This window comes from Paenibacillus pedocola (genome assembly GCF_031599675.1).
GTDB lineage: Bacteria > Bacillota > Bacilli > Paenibacillales > Paenibacillaceae > Paenibacillus_AQ > Paenibacillus_AQ pedocola.
The window spans coordinates 1,521,162-1,545,894 of record NZ_CP134223.1 but is presented as its reverse complement, the minus strand read 5'-3'; the positions used below and the strand labels follow the sequence as shown (position 1 = coordinate 1,545,894).

Annotated in this window: 27 protein-coding genes; 5 read left to right on the top strand and 22 right to left on the bottom strand. The window is 50.6% G+C overall.

Annotation, left to right across the window (positions count from 1 at the left end):
• Positions 1-182 precede the first annotated feature (182 nt).
• The 8 genes from QU597_RS06810 to QU597_RS06775 all read right to left on the bottom strand — a co-directional run bounded on the left by QU597_RS06810 (position 183) and on the right by QU597_RS06775 (position 6,667).
• Positions 183-1,043 (bottom strand): NmrA family NAD(P)-binding protein, encoded by an 861-nt coding sequence (locus tag QU597_RS06810; protein WP_310831933.1) that lies wholly within the window; start codon positions 1,041-1,043, stop codon positions 183-185.
• Positions 1,044-1,104: 61 nt separating this feature from the next.
• Positions 1,105-2,538, bottom strand: a complete 1,434-nt coding sequence (locus QU597_RS06805) for an MFS transporter (protein ID WP_310831932.1) — start codon at positions 2,536-2,538, stop codon at positions 1,105-1,107.
• A gap of 90 nt (positions 2,539-2,628) precedes the next feature.
• The gene (locus QU597_RS06800; protein ID WP_310831931.1) at positions 2,629-3,213 is read right to left on the bottom strand and encodes a TetR/AcrR family transcriptional regulator; all 585 of its coding nucleotides are present in this window, start codon (positions 3,211-3,213) and stop codon (positions 2,629-2,631) included.
• A gap of 383 nt (positions 3,214-3,596) precedes the next feature.
• Positions 3,597-3,965, bottom strand: a complete 369-nt coding sequence (locus tag QU597_RS06795; protein WP_310831930.1) for a hypothetical protein — start codon at positions 3,963-3,965, stop codon at positions 3,597-3,599.
• 96 nt (positions 3,966-4,061) lie between these two features.
• A complete protein-coding gene (locus QU597_RS06790) occupies positions 4,062-4,892 on the bottom strand; it encodes a PP2C family serine/threonine-protein phosphatase (RefSeq protein ID WP_310831929.1) in 831 nt (276 codons plus the stop codon).
• Between the two features lie 5 nt (positions 4,893-4,897).
• Positions 4,898-5,341, bottom strand: coding sequence for a zinc-ribbon domain-containing protein (locus QU597_RS06785; RefSeq protein ID WP_310831928.1), 444 nt, complete (start codon positions 5,339-5,341; stop codon positions 4,898-4,900).
• A 43-nt stretch (positions 5,342-5,384) separates the two neighbouring features.
• Positions 5,385-5,918 (bottom strand): peptidase M56, encoded by a 534-nt coding sequence (locus QU597_RS06780; RefSeq protein WP_310831926.1) that lies wholly within the window; start codon positions 5,916-5,918, stop codon positions 5,385-5,387.
• Positions 5,915-6,667, bottom strand: coding sequence for a hypothetical protein (locus tag QU597_RS06775; RefSeq protein WP_310831925.1), 753 nt, complete (start codon positions 6,665-6,667; stop codon positions 5,915-5,917). Before QU597_RS06775 ends, QU597_RS06780 begins: the two co-directional genes overlap by 4 nt.
• Positions 6,668-6,824: 157 nt before the next feature.
• Between QU597_RS06775 and QU597_RS06770 the strand changes: the two genes are divergently transcribed.
• Positions 6,825-7,469, top strand: a complete 645-nt coding sequence (locus QU597_RS06770; protein WP_310831924.1) for a CPBP family intramembrane glutamic endopeptidase — start codon at positions 6,825-6,827, stop codon at positions 7,467-7,469.
• A gap of 23 nt (positions 7,470-7,492) precedes the next feature.
• On the opposite strand, the gene QU597_RS06765 is transcribed toward QU597_RS06770, so the two are convergent.
• On the bottom strand, positions 7,493-8,122 hold the full coding sequence (locus tag QU597_RS06765; RefSeq protein ID WP_054939412.1) for a YfbR-like 5'-deoxynucleotidase: 630 nt from the start codon (positions 8,120-8,122) through the stop codon (positions 7,493-7,495).
• Between the two features lie 307 nt (positions 8,123-8,429).
• Here QU597_RS06765 and QU597_RS06760 point away from each other — a divergent pair, with 307 nt between their 5' ends.
• Together QU597_RS06760 and QU597_RS06755 are read left to right on the top strand one after the other, a co-directional pair.
• Positions 8,430-8,648: a PspC domain-containing protein gene (locus QU597_RS06760; RefSeq protein WP_054939410.1), complete on the top strand. Its 219-nt coding sequence runs from the start codon at positions 8,430-8,432 to the stop codon at positions 8,646-8,648.
• Between the two features lie 61 nt (positions 8,649-8,709).
• Complete coding sequence (locus tag QU597_RS06755) at positions 8,710-9,402, top strand: PspA/IM30 family protein (RefSeq protein ID WP_310831923.1); 693 nt, start codon at positions 8,710-8,712, stop codon at positions 9,400-9,402.
• A gap of 991 nt (positions 9,403-10,393) precedes the next feature.
• On the opposite strand, the gene QU597_RS06750 is transcribed toward QU597_RS06755, so the two are convergent.
• The 12 genes from QU597_RS06750 to QU597_RS06695 all read right to left on the bottom strand — a co-directional run bounded on the left by QU597_RS06750 (position 10,394) and on the right by QU597_RS06695 (position 21,694).
• On the bottom strand, positions 10,394-11,695 hold the full coding sequence (locus QU597_RS06750; RefSeq protein ID WP_310831922.1) for a M20 metallopeptidase family protein: 1,302 nt from the start codon (positions 11,693-11,695) through the stop codon (positions 10,394-10,396).
• Positions 11,692-13,029 carry an LLM class flavin-dependent oxidoreductase gene (locus QU597_RS06745; protein ID WP_310831921.1) on the bottom strand — a complete coding sequence of 446 codons (1,338 nt, stop codon included), beginning with the start codon at positions 13,027-13,029 and terminating at the stop codon, positions 11,692-11,694. Before QU597_RS06745 ends, QU597_RS06750 begins: the two co-directional genes overlap by 4 nt.
• Before the next feature lie 83 nt (positions 13,030-13,112).
• The gene (locus QU597_RS06740) at positions 13,113-13,592 is read right to left on the bottom strand and encodes a DinB family protein (RefSeq protein ID WP_310831920.1); all 480 of its coding nucleotides are present in this window, start codon (positions 13,590-13,592) and stop codon (positions 13,113-13,115) included.
• Entirely contained in the window at positions 13,592-14,767 is a 1,176-nt protein-coding gene (solA, locus tag QU597_RS06735) for an N-methyl-L-tryptophan oxidase (protein WP_369698847.1), read from the bottom strand. Before solA ends, QU597_RS06740 begins: the two co-directional genes overlap by 1 nt.
• On the bottom strand, positions 14,764-15,945 hold the full coding sequence (locus tag QU597_RS06730; protein WP_310831918.1) for an amidohydrolase: 1,182 nt from the start codon (positions 15,943-15,945) through the stop codon (positions 14,764-14,766). The genes solA and QU597_RS06730 overlap by 4 nt, the downstream gene beginning before the upstream one ends.
• A 51-nt stretch (positions 15,946-15,996) precedes the next feature.
• Positions 15,997-17,013, bottom strand: a complete 1,017-nt coding sequence (locus tag QU597_RS06725) for an LLM class flavin-dependent oxidoreductase (RefSeq protein WP_310831917.1) — start codon at positions 17,011-17,013, stop codon at positions 15,997-15,999.
• A gap of 11 nt (positions 17,014-17,024) precedes the next feature.
• Entirely contained in the window at positions 17,025-17,777 is a 753-nt protein-coding gene (locus tag QU597_RS06720; RefSeq protein WP_310831916.1) for an amino acid ABC transporter ATP-binding protein, read from the bottom strand.
• On the bottom strand, positions 17,774-18,484 hold the full coding sequence (locus QU597_RS06715) for an amino acid ABC transporter permease (RefSeq protein WP_310831915.1): 711 nt from the start codon (positions 18,482-18,484) through the stop codon (positions 17,774-17,776). The genes QU597_RS06720 and QU597_RS06715 overlap by 4 nt, the downstream gene beginning before the upstream one ends.
• Positions 18,481-19,266 (bottom strand): amino acid ABC transporter permease, encoded by a 786-nt coding sequence (locus QU597_RS06710; protein ID WP_310831914.1) that lies wholly within the window; start codon positions 19,264-19,266, stop codon positions 18,481-18,483. The genes QU597_RS06715 and QU597_RS06710 overlap by 4 nt, the downstream gene beginning before the upstream one ends.
• A gap of 33 nt (positions 19,267-19,299) precedes the next feature.
• Positions 19,300-20,160: a transporter substrate-binding domain-containing protein gene (locus QU597_RS06705; protein ID WP_310831913.1), complete on the bottom strand. Its 861-nt coding sequence runs from the start codon at positions 20,158-20,160 to the stop codon at positions 19,300-19,302.
• A gap of 4 nt (positions 20,161-20,164) precedes the next feature.
• Positions 20,165-20,680, bottom strand: a complete 516-nt coding sequence (locus tag QU597_RS06700; RefSeq protein WP_310831912.1) for a GNAT family N-acetyltransferase — start codon at positions 20,678-20,680, stop codon at positions 20,165-20,167.
• A 120-nt stretch (positions 20,681-20,800) separates the two neighbouring features.
• Positions 20,801-21,694: a LysR family transcriptional regulator gene (locus QU597_RS06695; protein ID WP_310831911.1), complete on the bottom strand. Its 894-nt coding sequence runs from the start codon at positions 21,692-21,694 to the stop codon at positions 20,801-20,803.
• 297 nt (positions 21,695-21,991) lie between these two features.
• On the opposite strand from QU597_RS06695, the gene QU597_RS06690 reads away from it, so the two are divergent.
• Together QU597_RS06690 and QU597_RS06685 are read left to right on the top strand one after the other, a co-directional pair.
• Positions 21,992-22,549 (top strand): GNAT family N-acetyltransferase, encoded by a 558-nt coding sequence (locus QU597_RS06690; protein ID WP_310831910.1) that lies wholly within the window; start codon positions 21,992-21,994, stop codon positions 22,547-22,549.
• Positions 22,550-22,747: 198 nt separating this feature from the next.
• On the top strand, positions 22,748-23,410 hold the full coding sequence (locus tag QU597_RS06685; RefSeq protein WP_310831909.1) for a 3'-5' exonuclease: 663 nt from the start codon (positions 22,748-22,750) through the stop codon (positions 23,408-23,410).
• Positions 23,411-23,763: 353 nt separating this feature from the next.
• On the opposite strand, the gene QU597_RS06680 is transcribed toward QU597_RS06685, so the two are convergent.
• Positions 23,764-24,720, bottom strand: a complete 957-nt coding sequence (locus QU597_RS06680) for a 3'-5' exoribonuclease YhaM family protein (protein WP_310831908.1) — start codon at positions 24,718-24,720, stop codon at positions 23,764-23,766.
• Positions 24,721-24,733 lie beyond the last annotated feature (13 nt).

Genomic DNA, 24,733 nt, shown 5'->3' with positions numbered 1-24,733 from the left:
TGGAACCGAATTGTAGGGGGATGGTTCTATATCTTCCTGTTCGGTGAAAATTAAGTTTTAGACTGATCTATGAATAAAAACAGCGGCATATCAAGACTTGATAAACAAGTCTTAGACTGCCGCTGTTCTCATTGAACTAACGTTCCCATTTAGTTGAACGATCATTTATACTGCTGGTCGATTCATGCCGGCTTCCAGACGCCGGCATGTTTATTGGCGAATTGAAAGAAGGAAACAGGGTCTTTTCCGCTCACATTTTTTACTGTGTCAGTAACTAAATCTTCCGTACCCTCCTCGCGAATTCTCCGTTCAAGATCCGTCATAAATTCAGCGTAATCCTTGCCTATCCCTGCTGTTAACCAGTTGCGAGTTAATTCATCATCTGAAATTGACTTGTGGACAACGTTCTTTCCCGATACCCCGTTAATAATACGACTAACATCATCATATGAAAGTGATTCCGGCCCCGTAATAATATGCTCCGTATTATGGGCTTCATCATCAATAAGTGCTCTTAAAGCGACTTCTGCGATGTCTTCAGCAGCCACAAATCCAATTTTCCCCTGCCCAGCAGCGCTAATGATCAAATCCTGTTGAGATATGGTCATTGCATGCTGACCTTCAGTGAAATTTTGCATAAAATAGGAAGGCCTGAGTACCGTCCATTCTGGAGTAGCCTTTTTCAATAATTTATGAACCGGTCCAAAAACCGGACCTTCCTCCGGGATGGATGCGCTGCTGAGCAGAACAAAACGTTGTACACCCTGTTCCAATGCTGTTTCAATAAAAGGTTGCATAACTTTCACCGGTTCAGGGTCACCTACAGGTGCGACCAAATAAACTCGTTCAACATTCTGCAGAGCAGGGAGAAACGTAGCATTGTCGTACCAGTCAAAATGTACTTCTTTCATAGGGTCTTTAATTGGCTGGAGACTCCTAAGCGTAGTAGTGTATGAATATCCCAGTTGATCCAGCCTTTTTGCAATTCTCGTTCCTGTCTTTCCTTTTCCACCTGTAATGAGTATCTTTCGTTGATCCGTCATCTTATCTTCATCTCCTTGAATTATAGGTTATAAACATCCTTATCCTTACCATTGCATTGTTTTAGTGAGATCGAATTATCGCCCTGTCTTCTATTTTCCCTGCTTTAGTAGACTTAAGCGTAAGGAAGGCAACCAGAATCCCTAACAACGTGATACCAGCCGAAATGAAGAAAGCGGTAAGGATGGCCGAGTTCAAATCTGCAGGCTGCATCATTTCCATTGTTATATTCGAGCCTAGGCTTGCCGAAATAATGGCCATAATAACCGCCAGGCCAATCGCACCGCCAATCTGCTGGCCCGTGGAGATAACTGCCGAGGCTACGCCCTGATCCTTAGGCTCAATCCCTGTTCCTCCGGCAATAAACATCGTCGTAAATACAAGCGCTTGGCCTAAACCCACAATTATGGTTCCCGGAATAATTCCCCACGTATTACCAGACGGGGATATAAGGGTAAGCAGCAGGAAGCCGATTGTGCCGAGTCCCATGCCGGTTGCGATCGTGCCGGATACCCCTACAATAGTGAGCATTCGGTTTATAAGCTTCGCCCCCAGAAAGGCACTAAGCGTTAATGGCAAAAAGCTTAAACCGGACTGAATCGCAGAATAATGGAGAACATTTTGCGTATAGAGCGTCAGGAAATAGTATAACGAACCGAAGGATGCCGAGAACAAGAATGCGGTCAAAGCCCCACCGGTCAAGTTCCGGTTGCGGAACAACTTAAACGAAAGCAGCGGTTCTTTGGAACGTTGTTCAATTACAATGAAAGCCAGCAGTAGTATAATGCCAAGCAAAGCGAATGGCCATGTGAATATGCTGAACCATCCATCAACAGGTGCTTGTATCAAATAGTAAACGATTAGCAGCATTGCTGCCGTCACAGATATTGAGCCGGCAATATCGTAATGCTTCGTTTGGGATTTCAATTTACTTTCCGCCAATACGCGAGGAGCCAGGATAATTGCTAACAGAGCCACTGGCACATTTACGAGAAAAATCGATTCCCAACCGATGTAACTGGTAAGAATCCCCCCTAGCAGCAGTCCGAGAGACATACCTACCCCGCCCATAGACGCCCACACTCCCATTGCACGGTTGCGCTCAGTGCCTTCCTCGAAATTAGACATAATAAGCGAAAGCGTGGCAGGTGATAATATCGCTCCACCGAGCCCTTGAAGTCCTCTGGCTATGATCAGCATTAACTGAGAGTCGGATACCCCTCCAAGTAACGAACCCAAACCGAATAACACCATAGCCACTATAAACATGCGGCGTCTGCCCATGAGATCTGATAGACGTCCACCGATCAGAAGAAATCCGCCAAAAATAAGTGAATATGCACTGACAACCCACTGCAGATTATTCGCTGAAAATCCCAATTCGCTTCCTAGCGAAGGCATTGCAACAAAAATAATCGTATAATCAAGCGCCAGCATCAGTTGCGAAATGGCGAGAATAAATAATGCTAACCCTTTGAACCGTTTAGTATCCATCATTTGCTTCCTCCTTTATAGATCAATCAATCTTTTTTGACCATTCAGTCCGAAATGACTAAAAATAATGAAGCGACTTGATGCCGCCCCAGCTTAATGCTCCAATATAGAAAGAGTAAACGCTGCAAAGTTATCCAATGTTGTTGTGTCTGATGACATCTTTGCAACTTGCGTTAATGCATACCGTGAATGATATAAATATTGCGCTAATGCATACAAATCCTTATCCTTATCAACCTCACCTTCATGCTGCGCACGGACTAATGCATCATAAAACGCTTTTTCCAACAGCAGTTTGTCCGTCTTGAATAACGATGCAATCTCCGGATCATGCGGTATCTGGTCAATCGCGCTGTTTAAAATGAAGCATTCCTTCCGCCGCTCCTCATCTTTAAGCGTTACAACGATTTCATGGAAAATGGAGGCAATGGCTTGTTTCACGGAATTATGCCGTTGCAGATAGACGACAACCGCGGATGACTTTTCATTAACATAATGGTTAACAGCCCTTATAAACAACTCTCGCTTCGTACCATATGTATCATACAGGCTTTGGCGCGCTATGCCCAAACCATCGAGCAAGATCTGCAGGGAAGTACCTTCGTAACCATAATGCCCGAATATTTCCATCGCTTTGTGCAGCACTTGTGTAGTGTCAAATTCTTTGTTTCTTGCCAATCTCTTCTGCCTCCTCGCATGCTGACATTTCCAGACCATTCAGTCTGATATAGTCAAAAAAATAATCACCAATTACATCTTACATCCTCAATTTCATCATGGCTTCACCACCTTCTTGGTTTTCTGATTTTGATCTTATCATTTCCGGACTGATTGGTCAATATTATTTTCAATCTTCCCTTATCGACGCACATAACGTGAAGAACATCTTTTTAGCGGTAGATTCCCAACCAGTAAAGTTAACGAACTGCCCGTTAGTTTAATGAAGTATTGTCAGTCTAATACTTTATTTTCTTTTGACACTTCCTTATGTACGAACTCCAGCTGTTCTAGCGCCTGGCCGATTTTGCCCTCCCCCCGCTCCAATGTAACTCTGCCTGTCATCAGATGCTTTTCTTAGCGATAATATGCGTAAAAATGTCGACATCCCTGTAAGGACTCAGCTTGCCGAGCTCCAGCTCTAATTGCACCATCCGGTTATGCCATTCCTCGTCCTGCTTGATTTCATTATCCGCGATATATCCGTACAGATTATGGATACCGAAACGTTCTTCAATTTCATAGCCCGCACCTTTGAGCCAGCCTGCCAGCTGCTCATAAGGATATACGGTAAACTCCGTCTGAAAAAGTCCGCTGTATTCCTTGTTACTGCTTAGACTGGCAAGCGCGCTGTCCGGATCTTTATTCAGGATGCCTTTCTTCATGACCTGATTATGCGCAATCAGCGATACATAACCATTCTGCTTGGGCAAGATGCATAATCCATCACTTTTACTCCATCACCAAATAGAAACAGCCCAAGCTGGCCGCTTGAGCTAAGAGAGATCTGAATTTCCCCGCCGAATCACCTATTTGGCATCACTCGGCAGTACCGCCGCCCGCTCATTATAGTAACTCCAGGTAACGACGGTCGCACTGTCGCGGCCTTGCGCTTCATGCACTTCCAAGATTGCTGCCTCTACACAGGCCTGCAAATTTTTTTTATTATAAAATGCCTGGTACAGCTTGCCCGGATCCTCAAAGGTCTGCCGGCCATGCTCCAGACGCCCGTATTCCAATAGGCCATCTGTGGTCATGACAATCACGTTGCGCCCTTTCCTTAATTCCCTGACCCCAGAGGAGAAGCAGGCTACCGGCTGATCAAAGGTATTTACATATCCGATCCATTCATAGTAGTTACGCTGATTCAGCAGGTACTGTCCCCTGGCAGCCAGTTCAGGATGCAGCAGATACACCGAGTTGTCGCCCACCGAAAACCACCACAGATAATTTTCCTTGCGCACGCATATGAGGCACGCTGTTTCCCCTGTTACTTCCCGGCACTGGCTTCTAAAGGCATCAGATCCCAGTATCGTGAGCAGCAGCGTCTCCAAATTTTTAAAGGCCTCATGCACAGGCCGCGAAAGACACTGCTCAATCTCGCTGGAGATACTTCCGGTCATCCTGATCAACAGCTCTGCACTTTCTGCCGTATTATGGGCATCCAACAGCATACTGAACTCCCAGGTCCCGCCCGGTCCAATTAGAATGAATAACCCGTCTTCATTTTTGTCCGCGCCTGCCAGTGAATTGCCGCCATACCGGCCAATCACCATATTTTCAAAAGCTGCCGGCTTGAGATGATCCAGATACCTCTCCCCGCTGCCAACCCAGCTAAACTTAACTGTTCCCGGACCCATAACGATCACCTTTCCTCGGTGTCGTTTTTATCCAGTGACAGTGGCCCTGCCTTCACCTCGGATACTTGCGGAGTTTGCGGAACCTGCGGTTCACGCGGAGCTTCGAAGGTGTGCCCGCAGTTTGGACAGAAACGTGCTTCCGCCGGCACACTGCTGCCGCAGCTTTTACAATGTTTCCCGTCCCCCAGCGCTTCAATCTGCTCCAGATTAGCTTCGATCTCAGATTTCAGCACGAGCACACGATTCATATTTACCGCAAAAGCTTCTTTAGGCAGGGTTGATTCATTAAGCGTAGCCTCGAACAGCATTTTGCCCATCACCTGATACTGCTTGTCAATTTCATTCTGCTTGCTGCTGTTTTGCAGCTTCAAACGGTTAACCTCGACGACATTCATTGCCTTATTCCCGGCTTCGGTCACACCTGCTTTAAATTTGTCAAAAAAACTCATCTGCATCCCTCATTTCCTGTTGATGTTCCTATCAGCATACTATTCAATACCTTTCAAGGATAGCCCAGATGATGACGCCCTCCTTACGGAATTTGTGGGGATAGACAAAGCTGGCTTTGATCCGGCTTTTTTTGTCGTAATATACTCTGGCTCTCAGCCCTTGATCGTAGTCGTACATCCTGACGGTGTAATGCTTCCCTAGTATCCCGGCGGCCTCCTCAAGAGTCTGGAGCGTCACCCCACCTGCACTCACTACCCCGTCTGGAGACATCGTCCTCAGAATGATAATCTCTCCGCTCCTGTTATAGGCGATGGAGAAGTCCTTATAATATCTATACTCCGTATCGCCTGTTTTTTTGTCAGTGAAAGAAGGGTCTTTAGGGGTTCGGCTCAAATCCAGCTCCGCCATATTCTGGTCCAGCCGGATTCCGCTAACCGTTAATGAAGATAAGTCTGTTGAGTCTGTAACCATAGCCGCCACTTGATTTTTCAGCAGGAACGCCAGGATGACGAGAGCCACAAGAGCCGCCGCAACCGCTATTCTTTTAAGCCCTCTGCCTGTTTTCGGCCGGTTCATAGACCCGATCGCTGCTGCGCATTGCCCGCGGCTTCAATGTACAATATTTGGTCCCGGTTAATGCAATAGATATGGGCTGCCTCCGAACGGTGAATATGGTCTCCCGCGATAATTTCACCTCTGCCTGCATGCTGCAAAAGAAACATCCCCTGCAGGATTTCACCGCTCACAAGCTTGATATTAACTCTAGGATGTATCTGATAGTCCGCCGCATAGGAGCTGTAGACCGGTTTCATATACAGCTTGCTGATTATATAATATAAAGCAATGAGCAGAAGGAAGAATCCGTATACTACCGGCCGCTTCTGGTGATACGCGAAATATAAGATATCGTAGTTGTCCGTCATATTCAGGTTAAGCGTGATTTTAAGCCTGTCCATTAGCTTCATCGCGAATAAGCCAAAAAAGCAAGCGCCCAGCAAACTATGTACAGCCATTAACCCTAAACGGGCAGATTCCCGGTATTTACGATTTCCTGAGCCCAAAATATATGTAATAATAATGCCGATCAGCACCAAAGACATCAGAAGTGAGCTGTCAAACGGATGAAGCGCAAATACCACCACAGAGGATAGAATAACAAAGATAAGAACTTCTAACGTTACTTTGTGCCAAGAAGGTTTTCGGCTGGCATACGCAAAAGGGGCTGCAGGGTAGTTCCTATAAAAATCAATACCGTACACAACGAACAACAGAATGCCAAACCATACCATCGCATTAAAAACCGGCAAGAAATGCAAATATTCCACAGACCAGGTCTCCCCTTCAAAAATTTTCCTTAATATTATCATATTTAAGCTGCTTTGGACTAAAACTCTCATTTTTGTTATTTTTATCATATGCGTGATAGCTGGTAACGGCTAAATTAGATTAGTCTGAGGATTGATCTGCAAAGGGGATTGCGAAATGCTGATGTTAGGGGCTTTACTTGCTGCAGTATTAATATCGTTCTCATTTAAAATTGTGGAATGGATAACCGGGCTATTTAACAAGCGCTTCATGCGGTATACCATCTATTACTGGGGAATTCTGCTTATAGCAGCAAGCCTGTTGATCAAAGAGAATTATGTGTTTCATCTTCCGCACCATTTTCTGGCAGTTCTGCCGCTGTGTCTGATCATTCTGTTCATCAATTTACTCATTTCAAGGCGGTCCGGCTATTCGCCCGTAGGTCTTTTTAATCGTATTAATTTTGTTATCACCTATCCGGTATTTGAGGAAATCGCCTTTCGCGGTCTGATACTGCCTATACTTGTACGCCATCAAAGCCTGGGAGAAAAGTTCACGCTCGAGCTTGGGAATGGTCTCTTTCCGAAATTAAGTCTGGCAGTGATTATTACGGCCGTTCTATTTGCAGTTTCTCATCTGCAGTATTACAAGCTTAATGCAGAGAGCATCCGGTTTATGCTTTTTGCGGTGAGCGGAGGGCTGTTCTTCGGGATGATTGCCCAGGCAACGGAATCCATTATCCTGACCATTCTGCTTCATATGGCGTTCAACGGTTCAGCGGCATTGTATGCCTATTCTGCTGCCAAAAGACAGCGTACATAAAAAAAAAGAGTACCGCTCATCAGTTACAGAGCCAGTGCCTCTTCCGTAATTCTTTTAATATCCACCGGTGACAACGTTTCTTCATTAACCATATCCGGCAAAATCTCAGTCAGGAAATACTCAACGCATCTCAGGTCAATATTCTTAATCTTGATCAACGCATTGCGGTACATCACCACAAATTCCTTCTCCGTGTTCCCCCGCTGTATTTCGGCAAAAGCTTCATAGACCTGATCCATTTTATCCGCAACCTCCAGAATCAGCCCCTCCAGCGACTCATCCTTGCCTTCACGAAGCTGATGGAAGAAAATGCTTTTGAACTCCTCCGGGATATGCTCCTCAATAAAGTTATGAACCATGCCTTCCTCAACCTGCTGGATCAGCGACCGCAGCTGCAGCGAGGAATGCTTCACCGGCGTTTTGATGTCCCCGATAAAAATCTCTCCGTAATCATGGCTGCTCGTGATCTCATACAACTTCTTCCAGTCAATGACCGCACCGTGCTTTTCTTCGATATCAGCCAAGGTTTTGGCATACTGTACAACCTTCCAGGAGTGGGCCGCTACACTATGCTCCTCGAATTTGAATTTACCCGGGCAGCGGATGATCCGTTCCAGCTCATTCAGCGAGCGGAAATACTTATGAATTCCCATAGGCCAGTCCTCCTTATTGTCCATCGTCTTATCCGAAAGTGAATCATTCTCTTAAAAGGTTTGGAGGGAGAAGCTTACTACAGTATAGGCCCGGAGTGTTAAGCAGGGATTAACCGGATGACTTCTTATGTTAAAAAGAGTGCTGCAGCGCATCAGGTTTGGCCTGGACTTGCCCCGTCTTATTGCGGGAACCATCCCCGCCTTAGGTCTGGACCGAAAAACAGTCCCGAGGCCGTTTTGCAAGATTGCAGATAGCCGTAGAATAAACACATAGACAACGGACATTACAAGAGAGGAAGAGAAAATTATGAAAAAGTTATTCCGTTCCGAGACAGACAAGAAGGTTACTGGTTTATGCGGAGGGCTGGCCCGCTACTTTAATCTTGATACTACACTCGTCAGACTGCTTGTAGCAGCCGCTGCAATTTTCAGCTTCGGTACAGTTGTATTTATCTATATCGTTGCCAGCATTATCGTCCCTAAAGAAGCATTCTCAGGTTTTACCGATAGCTTCGATCATTATTAATCGGAATGAAGTCCTATTTCATTGTTACAAACTAAAATTCAAATTCAAAGGAGAAATAAACATGAGCAGCATATTCGAACGTATTACCACCCTTACCAAAGCAGCAATTCACGAAGGATTAAACAAACTGGAAGACCCGGTATTGCTGACCGGACAGTATCTGCGGGATCTGGAGGACAAGATCGGGATTGCCGAAAGCAAGCAGCGCGAGCTCAAAGTAACGGCAAGCGTACTGGAACGCCGTAAAGCCGAATATCTGGTGCAGGCGGAGAGCAGTGAAGCCGCCGCTGTAAAGGCGATGAGTGAAGGGAATGAACCGGCCGCCAGAGCAGCGGTAATGGCTAAGCTGCGGTACCAGGAGAGCATTCAGGAAACAGAAGGTATTCTGGAAGATACACTTCAGACCCTTGCCGCCCTGGAAGTCAATCTGCACAATGCCAAAGCGGAGCATGAACGGCTGAAAGCGAAACGCGCTGAGCTGACTGAACGTGCTCGCAAAGCGGCTGAGTTGAGTAAACAGGCTGCTGCCCAGAACCACTACGCATATCCTGGCGCACCCGGACACGGGCCGATCATCAGTGCCGGCGCCGCATCACGCGGCTTCGAACGGATGGAGGACAAGATTAGTGAATGGGAAGCACAGGCAGGCCAGCCGGCCCAGGCTCCCGCTATTGATCCTGCCCTGCAAAACGCTGTGGAAGCCGAACTGGCGCGTCTGCGGACGCAGAAGCCGGAAGATGGCAGCGTGAAGTAAGGCCCGCAGCTTATAAGTTGCATACTATGAAACAGATCAGAACAGCGATCCTCCGATATTCGGGGGATCGCTGCTCTATGTTGATGGCAGTTAGAGCAGCCACTCTTTACGTGTGGGGTAAGCAGGTAAACCTGCGCTCAGAGGTGTCTTCCCCATTAGAACAGCGGGTCTAACTAGTGCGGGTTAGCTCACCTTTGCTCTGTTTTGCGATAGACGGCTCGCTAAGGACACAATGGGATTTCTCCGCTTATATCCACGCTTTCGCACTGGAAGGACGGAAACAATGGGATTATTCCGCTTATATCTGCGCCTTCGCACTGAAAGGGCGAAAATAATGGGATTATTCCGCTTATATCCACGCTTTCGCACTGGAAGGGCGGAAACAATGGGATTATTCCGCTTATATCCACGCTTTCGCACTGGAAGGACCGAAACAATGGGATTTCTCCGCTTATATCCACGCTTTTGCACTGAAATGACGGAAATAATGGGATTATTCCGCTTATATCCACACTTTCGCACTGGAAGGACGGAAACAATAGGATTATTCCGCTTATATCCGCGCTTTCGCACTGGAAGGGCGGAAACAATAGGATTTCTCCGCTTATATCTGCGCCTTCGCACTGAAAGGGCGGACACAATAGGATTTCTCCGCTTATATCCACGCTTTCGCACTGGAAGGGCGGACACAATGGGATTATTCCGCTTATATCCGTAGCATATACCGGAACTTAGAGTTTGTGGAAATGAGGCCCCAGGTCGGTAAGGATACGATTACAGGCTGTTCCTTCAGTGTTAGGTACTGACGACACAGTACTTACTGACGGCACTGGGAGCCTAACGATCAACGGACCGGCACCTGCCTTAACTTTAAATGATTTTAACCGCTCTTCCGGCAGCATCTGCACGGGTCCCGCTTATACAACAAAATGGGATATCCCAGGAGCCTCCCGGCTCATTAGATATCCCTTAAATATTGGACGCAACTCGTTCATTTATGCTGCATTACAAGTCTGACCCATATCCTCGCGCCGTGGACCAGCATGTCTTCATCAATGTTAAACTGCGGCTGATGGATTGCATGAGTAATTCCCTTCTCCGCATTTCCGCAGCCGATGAAGGCAAACGCACCGGGAACACGGTCAAGATACCAGCCGAAGTCTTCACCGGCAAGACTGGGCTGATCCAGCAATACTGCCTGATCTTCCCCCAGCACCTCACGGGCTGCACGAAGCATCCGCTGCACAGCTTCCCCGTCGTTGACCACTGTAATTCCCTCGCGCAGCTCCATCCGGTATCTTCCGCCATATGCCTCCGCAGACGCCGAGGCATGCCGTCTTAGTCCTTCTGTAATCGCAGTTACTGCTGTCTTCGAAAAAGCTCTGAACGTTCCAGTCAGTTCACTGCGCTCAGCGATAACGTTCACGGCTGTACCCGCATTCACAGTGCCGAAAGCCAGCACTGCTGCCTCCTGCGGATCGGTCTGATTCGCCATCAGTCCGTTGATGCCGGCTATGAACTGTGCCGCCATCTGGATAGCATCCACTGCTTGGTGCGGGGCGCTGTGGTGTCCGGCTGTCCCCTGAAATTCCACCTTGAAATGACTGGAGGCTGCCATGGCATAATGCGGATGAACACCCAGCTGCCCTGCCGGAAGCTCAGGCATAACATGCAGCGCATATGCATAGTCTACGCCTTCCAGAATGCCATCCTCGATCATATCGCGTCCCCCGGAGAGCAGCTTTCCGTCTTTCGGACTCCGGGCCGCACCTTCTTCCGCCGGCTGAAAGACGAACAAGACCGTGCCTGCCAGCTGCTCCCGGAAGGCTGCCAAGGTTTTGGCCGCCCCCAGCAGCATCGCGGTATGGGCATCATGGCCGCAGGCATGCATGACTCCAGGATTCACCGATTTGTAAGGCAGCTCATTCTGTTCCCCAATTGGCAGAGCATCCATATCGGCCCGCAGCAGAATGACCGGACCGCTGCCCGCAAGCCCCTGCAGCGTGCCGACGACGCCCATTCCGAAATGACGGCCTACATTCCGCCGCACCGGAATTCCCCATTCTTCCAGTAGTCCGGCTACCTTACCGGAGGTGCGGGCGACATCATACAGCAGCTCCGGATGGGCGTGCATATCACGGCGGATGGAGATGATTTCTTCCTCCAGCTGACCAGCGTACTCCATCATGTGCAGGATGTCTGAGGTGTCAGGGATGCTCGGGTCATTCCGGTTGCCCGGTTTGTTCAGGTCATCCAGGTTCCCGTTCACTGCCGGACTTGTGTCAGACGTCAAATTTGCCCTGCCGGCTCTGAAGTCTTCGAGTAGCGGTTCTCCGGCACCGGAATGCCAAGGTTTCCGCGCAGGGTGTCGCTTTCGTATTCCGTACGGAATAACCCCCGCTCCTGCAGAATCGGCACTACCCGGTCCACGAATTCCTCCAAGCCGTTCGGTACAGCCGCTGCGATCATGAATCCGTCTGCCCCGCCGGCTTCAAACCAGGTCTGAACCTGATCAGCCACCTGCTCCGGTGTCCCGATGAAGCTGCTTCGAGGAGTAGCAGACTGAATAGCAACCTGACGCAGCGTCAAGCCCCGCTCCTTCGCATCCTTTTTGATCTTATCCGTGCCGCTCTGGAAGCTGTTACGTCCCAGCTCGCCAACATCAGGGAACGGCTCATCCAGCGGATACTGCGAGAAATCATGATGCTCGAAGAATCTGCCGAGATAATTCAGAGCGTTCTCGATCGTGACGAGTCCGGCTACCTCCTGGTATTTGCGCTCCGCCTCCTCCGGCGTGTCGCCGATGATTGGGGCAATTCCCGGGAAGATCAGCACCTCATCCGGGTTCCGGCCAAATGAGGCGATCCGTGACTTAACATCACTGTAGAAGGCCTGCGCTTCCTCCAGCGTTTCATGACCAGTGAAGATCGCATCCGCTTCCTTCGAGGCGTAATTTTTGCCTACCTCCGAAGAGCCTGCCTGGAACACCACCGGCTGCCCCTGCTTCGAACGGGCAATATTTAGCGGCCCCTTCACAGAGAAGAACTCTCCTTCATGGTTCAGCGCATGCATTTTTTGCGGATCAAAAAAGACGCCCGACTCCTTGTCGCGGACAAACGCATCATCCTCCCAGGAATCCCATAACCCGCGCGCCACCTGTAAATACTCCTCAGCAATGCGATAGCGTTTGCTGTGGTCCGGATGTTCTTTTTTGCTGTAATTCGAAGCGGAGCCTTCCAGCGGGGAAGTAACCACATTCCAGCCGGCCCGGCCGCCACTGATAACATCCAGAGAGCCGAACTGGCGCGCAACCGTAAAGGGCTCACTGTAGGAGGTAGACAGCGTGCCGACCAGACCGATGTTAGTACTGACCGCAGCAAGTGCGCTGAGAATCGTCAGCGGCTCAAACCGGTTCAGGAAATGCGGAATGGACTTTTCGTTAATGTACAAGCCGTCCGCGATGAAGATTAGATCCAGCTTGCCCTCCTCTGCCTTCTGTACCCATTGTTTGTATAATTCAAAGTTCACACTGGCATCCGGCTTGGCGTCCGGATGACGCCACATCGACGTGCTGCCACCCACCCCGTGCAGCAGTGCACCCAGCTTCAGTTGTTTTGGTTTGGTCATGTTCGTTCCTCCTCAAAGTTTTGTTAGCATCCGCTTCATTGATTCACTTCGCAAAACTCGCTTCGAAAGCACTCGCTATACTATTACTGAATAAACGCTGCAGATGCCGCCCCCTGCTTAATCCGTGCAATCTGGTTAAGATGTGTCTGCACATGTGCAGTGAAGCTGCGGATGATGTCGGTTATTCTCACAGTTTCGCCTTTGAAATTGATTCCGCTTTTCTCCCAATCCTCTACACTTAGCCGGCCAAATAGCAGACTGTTATAATGCAGCAGGCTGCGGAACAGCTCCAGACTGTCGGCGGCGCTTCCCTGATTGGCATGCTGCCCGCTGACCCAGGCATCCTGGTTAAAGGCTGGCAGCTGCGCTGTGGTACCTGCAAGGATGTCACGAATGCGGAACGATACTACAATGCTGTGGTCAGCCAGATGAGCCAGCACCTCGGTAATACTCCAGCTGGCCGGTTCCGCCTTCCATCTCAGCTGTTCCTCCGTTAACCCGTCTGTCGCCTGTACTAATTGCTGATGAGTATTTTGATAATCATTGATTTGAGCAATGCTCATTATATCCCCTCCAATTGAAGACCTGCCTGCGGATGGTCAGGCGGTGTAAAGCGTGATAATGAAAAGGGCCGGATATTATGGCTTGTAGCCCCACGGGTCGTGAGGTCCGCCAGTATTTCTCCTACGACACTGGAAAATTTAAAGCCATGCCCCGAGAATCCTCCGGCTAGCAGCACATTAGAGTGGAGCGGATGGCGGTCAATGATAAAATCTTCATCGGGTGTATGCTCATATTTGCATACAGAACCTTTAAGCAGCTGCCCGGCGGCACCCGGCATGTAAGCCTCCAGCACCCGGCGGAGGTCTCCCTCGTCGCCGGCTTCACTGCCGAACGGCGCCAGCGGTTCACCCGGCGTCCACTCCCGGCCCGTATCATGCCGGCCGATCTTCAGGCCGGCCCCGTCAATACCGGGAAAGCCGTAATAACCGCCCTCCTCCGCCCCCAGCGTGAAGCCGGGGAAATTCCCGGCAGCAAAAGCCGGTGCGCTATCAAACCATCCGACAACTTTGCGGACCGCTTTGATCGGCAGTTGTACAAATGGCGCCAATGCACTGAACCAGGCTCCGGTGCTAAGAATTGCCACCCCTCCGTGATAATCACCTTTAGCCGTGTGAACCGTGACACTGCCTTCGCGGGCGGTAATGTTCACTACAGGGGTGTTCGTCAGCAGCTCCGCACCATGTGCAAGAGCAAGCTGGCGGTAGGCGGCAATACACCGCTCACTGTACAAATATCCGGCATCCGGCTCATACATTGCTGCAAATGATTCCGGAATGTTCAGTGCCGGCCAGCGCCGCCTGATTTCCCCGGCGTCCAGGTGCTCAACCCGCACCTTCCGTTTCTCTGCTTCCGCCAGACGTCCGGCGAAGGAATAGATAGCACTGTCCGCGAGATTGAGCACTCCCGAGCGTACCAGCAGCTCTGTTCCACTACGCTCCTCGGCTTCCTGCCATAGCTGATCGGCCCGCAAGACCAGATCAATATAGGCGGGATCACCGCTGTAAGCATGGCGGATCAGCCGGGTATCGCCGTGATGACTTCCTTCTGTATGCGGCGGATCAAAAGCATCGACCAGCAGCGTCTTCACTCCGCGCCGGGCCAGCTCATACCCGGCGCTGATCCCCATCGAGCCTGCGCCGACAATAATTACGTCATAACTGGAATGCTGAGTTATGATTCCGCACCTCCTCCGGCAGCGTAGTACTCTAAGGAACGTACAGCGATATCCGCGAGGAAACGGGCAGCCACCGGAAGCGCCTGCTCATCCAGATTGAAGGCCGGATGATGCCATTCACGGCTTCCGTCCGTGCCGACGAAGACGAATAATCCCGGCACTACACGCTGGTAGAAGGCAAAGTCCTCACCGGCCGGAGAGGGCACCGGCTTCAATGCACGGTAGCCGAGCGCTTCGGCTGACTCAACCCCCAGCACAGCAAGAGCTTCGTCGTTAAGCACCGGCGGCGGCCCGCCGATCCAGCGGACCGTCGCGGATGCTCCGAGAGCGGAGGCTACTCCAGCCGCTACCTGCTCGAAACGCTCCAGCACCTTGGCACGCACGGCTTCATCGAACGTGCGGATCGTGCCTTCCAGCACAGCCTTGTCAGGAATGATATTCCATGAATTGCCGCTGTGTATCTGCGTCACGCTTACCACCGCGCTCTCAAGAGGACTGACATTGCGGCCGACGATGGACTGCAGGGCAGTCACAATATGCGAAGCGGCTACGATAGGGTCGATCCCCGCTTCCGGCACTGCTGCATGTGAGCTGCCGCCCAGAATCTCTACCACAAATCCGTCTGCGGCTGCCATCAACGGGCCGCCGGTAATGCCGATCGTTCCGGCCGGCAGGTCGGGTTTGTTATGCAGCCCGATTACCGCGCGTACCTCCTGCAATGCTCCGCTGCTGATGATCCGCTGCGCGCCTTGCGCCTTCTCCTCAGCGGGCTGGAACAAGAGCCGCACCGTACCCGGCAGCCGCTCCTCCTGCTGCTTCAATTGATAAGCGGCGCCAATCAGCGCCGCGGTATGAAAGTCATGCCCGCAGGCATGCATTTTGCCTGGAACCTGCGAGGCATAATCTGCGCCGGTTTCCTCCTGAATCGGCAAGGCATCTATATCGGCACGCAGCGCGATGACCGGACCCGGCTTCAAGCCTCCAATCTCGGCGATCACTCCGGTTGCCAGGCCGTAATCCAGAACCCTGATTCCGGCCTGTTCCAGCAGTGAAGTAATATATTGTGTCGTTTCAAATTCTTCATTAGACAGCTCCGGGTGCCGGTGCAGATGACGGCGGATTCCGGTTAACTGATCGCCAAGCGCTTCTACGCTCAGCACGGCGGTTTTACTTGTCATATACAGGCTCCCTTCCTTACAACTTCCTGTGTAAATAATTAATCGACCACCCTATGCCTCTGCCGGCACCTCAGCCAGCGCTTCGCTCAGTAGCTCAAACGAGCGGAGACGTTTGTCAAACGGCTGCACATTGGTTGTTATAATGAACTCCTCGACACCTGAAGCCTCGGACAGTGCCAGCAGCTGTTCACGTACAGATTCCTTTGTGCCTTTCGTAATCTCCGGCTCCCGCTCTTCGATCGTGTATTCTTCTTTAGCCTGGCGGGTAAATTCTTCCGCCTGCTCCCGGGTAGCCACTGTCAGCGTCTTTCCGCTGGCGAGTGTAATCCGGATCAGCTTATGTGAGCCGGCCAGCTCCTTCGCCTCTTCCTCGGTGTTGGCTGCGATTAGCGCCAGCGCGATAATTGCCTGCGGCTGCCTGCCTTCGGCCGATACAAAGCCGTTGCGGTAAGCACGAATGGCTTCCAGCGCCACCGCCCGGTCCCCGTTAATGAATAAGGAGAACACGTACGGTAAGCCCAGTTCAGCGGCAATTTCCGCACTGCTTACACTCGCACCAAGCACATAGAGCTCAGGTGCAGTACCCGGGATAGGCCCTGCCTTCAGCCCAGCCAGCGGGTGGTCCGCTTCGAGCCGGCTATGTACGTACTTCTCCAGCTCAATTATTTTATCCGTCAGGCTGGGGGCTTCGCCCTGTCCCTGCTGCAGCGCCTGCGTGCTGCGCGGCAGACCGCCCGGCGCACGTCCTACACCCAGATCTACCCGGCCCGGGGCCAGGGAAGCCAGCACATTGAAATTCTCCGCCACTTTGTACGGGCTGTAATGCTGCAGCATAATTCCGCCGGAACCGATGCGAATCGACTCCGTCTTCGCCAGCAGGTGCGAGATCAGCACTTCCGGGGAAGAGCCGGCCACCTGCTCGGAGTCATGATGCTCGGACACCCAGAAACGGCGGAACCCTAGCTGTTCGGACAGCTGCGCCAGCCTGATCGTATGCCGGAAGGCTTCCTCCGCTGTTTCTCCCGGATAGATCGGACTTTGATCGAGTACGCTGATTGTAATGGCCATGATTTTGCCCCCTATATGGAATAGTTCAATTCAGGTGTGATCCGCTTCAGGAACTGCTTCGTTCGTTCTTCACGCGGATGGTTGAATAACTCTGTGGGTGTGCCTTCTTCTACAATGACGCCGCCGTCCATGAAGACCACATGGTTCGCCACATCGCGGGCAAAGCCCATTTCATGGGTCACCACAATCATGGTGATGCCTTCCTTGGCAATCTTGCGGATTACGGCCAGTACTTCACCCACCAGCTCCGGGTCCAGCGCCGACGTTGGCTCGTCGAACAGAATGACCTCCGGCTCCAGCGCCAGGGCACGGGCAATGCCGACCCGCTGCTGCTGGCCTCCGGAGAGCTGGCTCGGATAAGCATCCAGCTTACTGCCGAGGCCAACCTTTTCAAGCAGCGCAATGCTCCGCTTTCTGGCTTCGTCCTTCGGAAGCTTTTTGACAATCAGCAGCCCTTCCATCACGTTCTCCAGCGCGGTTTTATGACGGAACAGATTGTACTGCTGGAATACCATCGCCGTTTTTTGACGGAGCTGGTGAATCTCCTTTTTGCGGGCATGCTTGCAGTTCACCTTGAAATCCCCGATGGTAATTTCTCCGCCGCTGGGCTTTTCCAGATAATTCACACAGCGCAGCAGTGTCGTTTTGCCTGATCCGCTGGGCCCGAGAATGACGACAACCTCGCCTTTGGTCACCGTTAAATCTATATTGTTCAGCACCTGATGCCGGCCGAATGACTTCGATATTTGCGTTAAGCTGATCATGCCACTCCCCCCCGATTGTACAGATTAATCCGTTTCTCGATCACCGATGTCGCGCGCTCTATCAGGAACGTAAGCCCCCAGAAGATCAGCGCCGCCGCCAGATAAGCCTCAAAAAACTTCCAGTTCGTCGAAGCCACAATCTGCGCCTTAGCGTTGATATCTACCACGGATACGGTAAAAGCCAACGTAGACCCGTGCAGCATACCGATTACCGAATTTGACAGGTTGGGCAGACTCGCCGCCAGCGCCTGGGGAAAAACAATCCGCCGCAGCGCCTGAGGCGTGGTCATGCCGATGGAGTGGGCCGCTTCCAGCTGGCCGCGGTCCACAGCGAGCAGGCCGGAGCGGACGACCTCTGACATATAAGCTCCCGCTGTAATGGAGAACGAAATATAAGCAAACCCAATCATCGGAATGGACACCGACCTGAAGCTCCAGCCGAACTGCACCGCCAAACCGTCAATCAGCACGGGAAGCCCGAAATAAATTAGCAGCAGATGCGTCAGCATCGGCGTACCGCGGATAAAGGTGACATACCCGACAGCCAGCGGATAGAGCAGCGGAATTCTGTAGATCCGGATCAGGGCCACTGCTACTCCAATCACAAACCCGATCAAGACAGAAACCACGGTAATATATAAGGTCGTAGGAATCGCACTGAGAATCTGCACGAAGGCGGTCCAGATAAACGACGGGTCCAGCTTCATAAACCGGCGCCTCCTTTACCTGGTCCCAGTTCAGCAATGATGCGGCGGTAGGACCAGTTTTTATGGATTTTAAATGATCTTTTCTCGGCAGCGCTCCGCTTTTCATGCCGCAGCAGCCGGCGTTCTGCTACCAGCAGCAGCTTCTCAATCGTAAAGCTGATAACCAGATAGATCAGCGCAAGCGCGATATAGGTTTCAATAAAATGCTGCGTCAAGCTGCCCAGCGTCTGCGCTTTCCCTGTCATTTCCATAACACCAAGCGTGAATGCCAGTGATGTATCCTTGAGCAGGGCAATCACCAGATTGGAGAATACCGGAATAGCAATTCCAAGCGCCTGCGGCAGCACGATCCGCATAAAAGCCTGGAACCCCGTCATCCCCGTTGCATAAGCTGCCTCGACCTGTCCCTTATCCACCGCCTGCACTGCAGCGCGGATCATCTCGGACATGTATGCCCCTGTGTGCAGACCATAGGTCAGAATCACAAACACCAGCACTGGCGTCCGGGTCATATCGACTTGAACCAGCTTCAGGATCTCTGGCAGCCCGTAATAGAACAGGAAAAGCTGGATAAGAATCGGTGTGCCCCGGAAAAAGGAGATATAGATTTCGGAGCAGGTCTTCAGCACCGGCACTTTATACAATCTTGGCAGCGCTACGATAAAGCCGACAATAATCCCTGCCAGCAGGGAGCAGCCGACAATCAGCAAGGTGGTACCCAAAGTCCCCAGCAGCTTAGGCAAATAAGAGAATACATAGCTTATATCAAACGGTGCGCCCATAAACTCCCTCCCTTCCCGTGCTCACCGGCTTAATCATTGCGCCGAATCCGCGGTAACATCCGCACCCAGCCATTCTGTGCTCAGCTTACCCAGTGTACCGTCCGTCTTCAGCTCTTTGATGGCACCGTCAATGGCATCCGACAGCTTCTGCGAATCGGCATCATCCTTGCGGAAGACATAGAGAATATCTGCGGAGGACAGTTCGGGACCGGAAGCCTTGAGCTTACTCTGCGGATCAATGATCGGCAGGACAAAATCTGCAGCGAGCGTAGCGTCCACACGGCCGGTGCTGATCTGGTCAGCTGCATCGTTAGCCGTACCGCTTTGGTACACGATATTAATCGCATTGTCATGCTCTTTATTGTAGTTCTCCAGAATTTGCGCCTGTGCGCTGGTCGCGCCGACCAATACCTTCTTGCCTTTAAGATCATCAAGCGTTTGGATCGTATCATTGTCCTTAGCCACGACAATGCGGTTTCTCCAGTGGGCGTAGGCTTCTTTGTTAAAAGAGTATTTCAGCTCCCGCTCGGGATTCTTTTCCATGACATGGGCCACGAGATCGATCTTTTTCGTTTCCAGACTGAGCAGCAGGTTGCTGAAATCCATCGTCTGAAAATCAAATTCATAGTCCGGCAGCCGGTTATCGACTTCTTTGAGCAGCTCTACATCGAAGCCGGTAAGCTTGCCGTTCTCATCAATGAAGCACACTTGAGGAAAAGCTGTGCCTGTGCCCACAATGATCTTCGTAACTTTTGCCGGTGCTTCCGATGACTTCGCAGCTTCAGCCGTATTTCCGGTCTGGCCGCTGTTCGCGGCGTTGTTGCTGTTATTCCCGCAGCCGGCAATCGCAAGTGTCAGTATGGATGCAAATACGAGTGAAATGGATTTTTTCATGTTTCTATCCCCTTTGAATGAATTGTGGTTTGTCTGCAAGTGTTTTTTTCAGCAGATACATAATGCCGTCGCCATTCTGCGGATCCAGCTCCAGGAACCGTTCGTAACCCCGGCGTTCATACATTTCAACCAGCCACGGGTGCTTCTTCGCCGTTGCCAGAGTGACTTCAGGTGAACCCAATTGTCCGAGAATAATATTCTCTTCCACCCAGTCCAGCAGCTTTCCGCCATACCCCTTATTGCTGTAATCCGGGTGGGCAGCGAACCATTTGATAAAAGGCAGCGGGCTAAGCTTCCTGATCTCTTCTTCCTTGGACAATGTGATGGTGGCGGCTATCACTCCGTCAATCTCTAGCACATAACACTCATTCGTGGCTATGTTATCTTCAATAAGCGCCAAGTCGGCATTGGCTGCCGGCCAATGCAGCCCGAGTTCACGAATAAGCTCATAGGCGCGGTATGTAACATCCAGCAATTGTTCCGCATCCTTCAGTTCTGCCAGCCGGTAAACCTCACTCATGACCTTCCCTCCAAACTTTTTGAAAATTAACTTTATAATCCCTATCGAATTAGTCGTGATTATATGCAATTAACTTTATCACTGCATGTAACCATACGCTAATAGAGTTTTTTAATACATCTATACAATTAGTCGATCTCCGGCTTTGAGGGCACCCAGTTCAAGCAAGGTCTCGATGAATTCCCCGTTCTCCCCGTTCAGTGAAATCAGGCTGGTCCGCAGGGAGATCCCCTCCGTCTCCGCGATATCGACCCGGATCAGCGTTCCTGCCGCTACCTCCTCCTGCACGCTTAGTGCCGGAAGAAAGCAGATACCCGCTTTTTTCAATACAAGCTTCTTGGCCGTTTCCAGATTATCTACCTGATATTCAATATTCGGCGGCTGTTCCATGCTCTCAAATACACGGTGCAGCCGCATCCAGTCCAAAGAGCCGCATTCAAAAAAAACCAGCGTCTCCTTGCGGATATCCTGCAGGGAAGCACGACCGCTTAGGGCCAGCCGGTGCCCTGCATACACATACAGCGAAATAGGATCCTCGCAGAATGGGAAAGCCTGAATCGCCGGATTGACAACTTTACGGATAAAAGCCAGATCAATCTCCTTCGCCTTCAGCTTATCAATCAGCAGATCTGTGGATGAAGTCGTCAGCTTAATGTTGATATGCGGATACTTCCGTTTCAAATGAAGCAGCAGATGCGGCATTAGATAATTGGACACCGATACTGTACTGCCGATTCTCAGCTCATTCGGAATATGCCCCTTCGCCTGGAGCTGATGTTTGCCGTTTTGGTAGACCTGGAGAATTTGCTGAGCATACGGAAGAAACTGCTTGCCTTTATCCGTAAGATGAATCTGTTTGCCCAGCCGGTCAAACACCCGGCAATCCAGCTCCCGTTCCAGCGATTGAATGCGGGCTGTTACAGTCGGCTGTGAGATATACAGGACTTCGGCGGCTTTATTGAAGCTACCATAGTGGTTGATGTACACAAATGCTTCAATATTATCGATATTCACTCCAAGGCCTCCTTTATCGTTATATAATAATTTACTATTCCGATGAATTAACAATGAATTATGGCGAGGATTACCTTATAGATTTTGTATATATCTTAGTCACGACCTATTTTTTTGTCAACACATCTGCAATGCTTTTCGGCCCGTTTTCCATAAAAATAATCACAAAAACAGATAGAAGTTTTCTATCCAATTATCAGAATGTTTAAATTCCTCTTATATCAATAGGAATTGTCGATTATAATTACAGCATTGAGATGAGCTTACCAATTTGATTAAAGGGGGCATAACGAGAACATGTCAAAAGAGATTATTATCCGTGAAGCTGTGGATAGCGATCGCGAAGCCATCGCCGGAGTGCTGCTTGACGCTTACAGCCAATATTCAGCCTTCCTGCCTGAGGCCTACTGGCTTGAATACCGGGATTCCATTCTCGATTCCGTACACGGAAATGCCCCTGCTGCCCGTATCATTGCAGAAGCCGGTAAGCAAATTGTGGGCAGCGCACTGTTGTTCACTTCCTCGGAAACTGCCTATGGCAAGCCTGAGCTTGGCATCCACTCTCCTGTTCTGCGCCTGCTCGCCGTATCCCCTGCTGCCCGCGGCCGCGGAATTGCTACACTCCTGATTCAGGATGCCGCACGAAGATCCCTCGAATGGGGTGCCTCTACCCTGAACCTCCACACCTCAGATATGATGGCCTCAGCCATCAAGCTCTACGAGCGTCTAGGCTTCAAGCGGGCCTATGAGACTGATATTAAGAACGGCGAAACCCTGGTGAAGGGCTATCAGCTGGAACTGTCCCCCTCTCCCGCACAAGGCGCTGAGCAGCCATTGACCACAAAAATAGGCTAGCCCCTCCGGGCCAGCCTTTCTACGTATAATTTCTGTCCCCTCCAGTACTTCTACTCCTTATTCCCGTTTCCTTCATCCTATAGTTTAGGAGCTCACCTTCATATCATACGATCACTTTATTGTAAATTCAGTAGATTGTATTTCCCCTCTCACTACTCTAAAATTAATAGTACATATGATAGATAAGGGGCTTTACCAATGAATTTTACTGCAATTGACTTTGAGACCGCGAACTCCAGCCGCTCAAGCGCCTGTTCTCTGGGGCTTGTCCAGGTAAGAGAGGGCGTTATCACCGCCGAGCATGTATGGCTGATTGATCCGCGCCAGCGGTTTGACGGAATGAACATCGCTATTCACGGCATTACTCCCTCAATGGTCCAGGGACAGCCTACGTTTGAGGAGCTGTGGAGCAGTGTGGAACCGCTGCTGCAGGGCGAGATCGTGGTGGCCCATAATGCGGCCTTTGATATGAGCGTACTGCGTTATTGTCTGGATGCCTCGGGGAACCGCTACCCTGATTTTCAATATTTGTGCACTTATCTGCTCGGCAAAAAAATGCTCCAGGAGCTGCCGTCCCATAAATTGAACGTAGTATCACAGCATTTCGGCATCAGCCTGAAGCATCATGATGCGCTCGACGATGCACGGGCAGCAGCACTCATTTTGCTCAAGCTGATGGAGCAGGACCAGAAGTTTGAACCGCTCCTGCTGGCAGACAATCAGGGTTATACAGCCGGTAAGATGTTCACAGGCGGATACACTCCTTTTAAATCACCGCCTAAAAAAGCCCCCCGAAAAAAGCAGCCTGCCAAGGCGCTTTCTTCACTGCAGGCGGCTCCGTCTGTTAAGCCTCATTTCTAAGAGAAGCCAGCTGTGTTAGCGGGGCTGAATGTCCAAGTGTGTAAACATCTGCAGATGGAGCGCGGCACATGAGGTAAATCAACGGTAGTTTTACCGTTGATTCAACCGGTTCGCCTCATATGAGCGAAATCAACGGTAGTTTTACCGTTGATTGAACCGGTCCGTCTCATATGGCGAAATCATTCGACGGTTCCATCAACAAAGCGGACATTCCGGCAAAGTCCAGCCGATTATGTAACACAACAAAGAGCAGGTCTTCCTCCCCGATGGGGAAGAACCTGCTCTTGCATTTTTTATAGCAAACAACTTACTCACACCAGTACTCACCTTCACGGAACAATTGAAATTGGCCTTTACAGCTTCAAGCGGTAAACCGCCTTATTTTCCAGTCCCCGGATAAAAGGTGTCCATTCTTCGGTTTCAGGCGTTGTATCCAGCGCATCCTCCACCATCTGCAGCTTGGCATCCATAGCATCAATGTGATGCAGGGCTACCGCCTCCGCCGTCTGCGGCTGAACAGGGCTGCCCCATTCCCCCAAATTATGATGCGACAACACCAGATGCTGCAGCGCCAGAACTTTTTCGGATTCCAAATCAATATTAGAGCGGATCGCCGCCTCTGTAATCCAGTTCGAGGCCATCGAAATATGCCCGATTAGCTTACCCTGAACACTGTAATCCGAGACAATTCCAAACTGGGAGATCATTTCCTCCGGTTTGGCGATATCATGTAAGATAATCCCCGCTTTCATCAAATCGGGATTCAGGAACGGACGCTGTTTGCACAGGAAATCTCCGATTTCCAGCATCCGTACCATATGATAAGCAAGCCCGGCGAAATACGCATGGTGGTGGGTTTTAGCCGCCGGATAGTGCATCAGCTTCTCTTCCACCTTACCTACACAAAACGCGACAAGCGTTGAAATTTCCTGATCCGCGATACTGGCCATAGCCCCTTTGATCGTATGGATCAGATCCACCGGACGGATGGGCGCCGAACGGATGAAATCGGTCAGTGACACGCCATCGGACTCATTAGCCAGCCGTATCTTGGTGACCTTGATCTGCAGCTTTTCACGGTAGGTATGGGCAATGCCGCGAACTTTTACCAGTGCCATCGGAAAAAAAGTTTCTTTATCAGTCGTGCTGACATCCCAATACTTGGCCGATAACTGGCCGCTGGAATCACCGAGTACAATATCAAAATAATCCTTTGGAGGAGTACCGTTTGTTTGTTTCAGCGTCAGCTCTCTGAGCAGATAGAAGCCGACGAATTCATCCTGTGGCGATAGCTGTTTAATAAGTGTCATGTTGGAGCCTCCT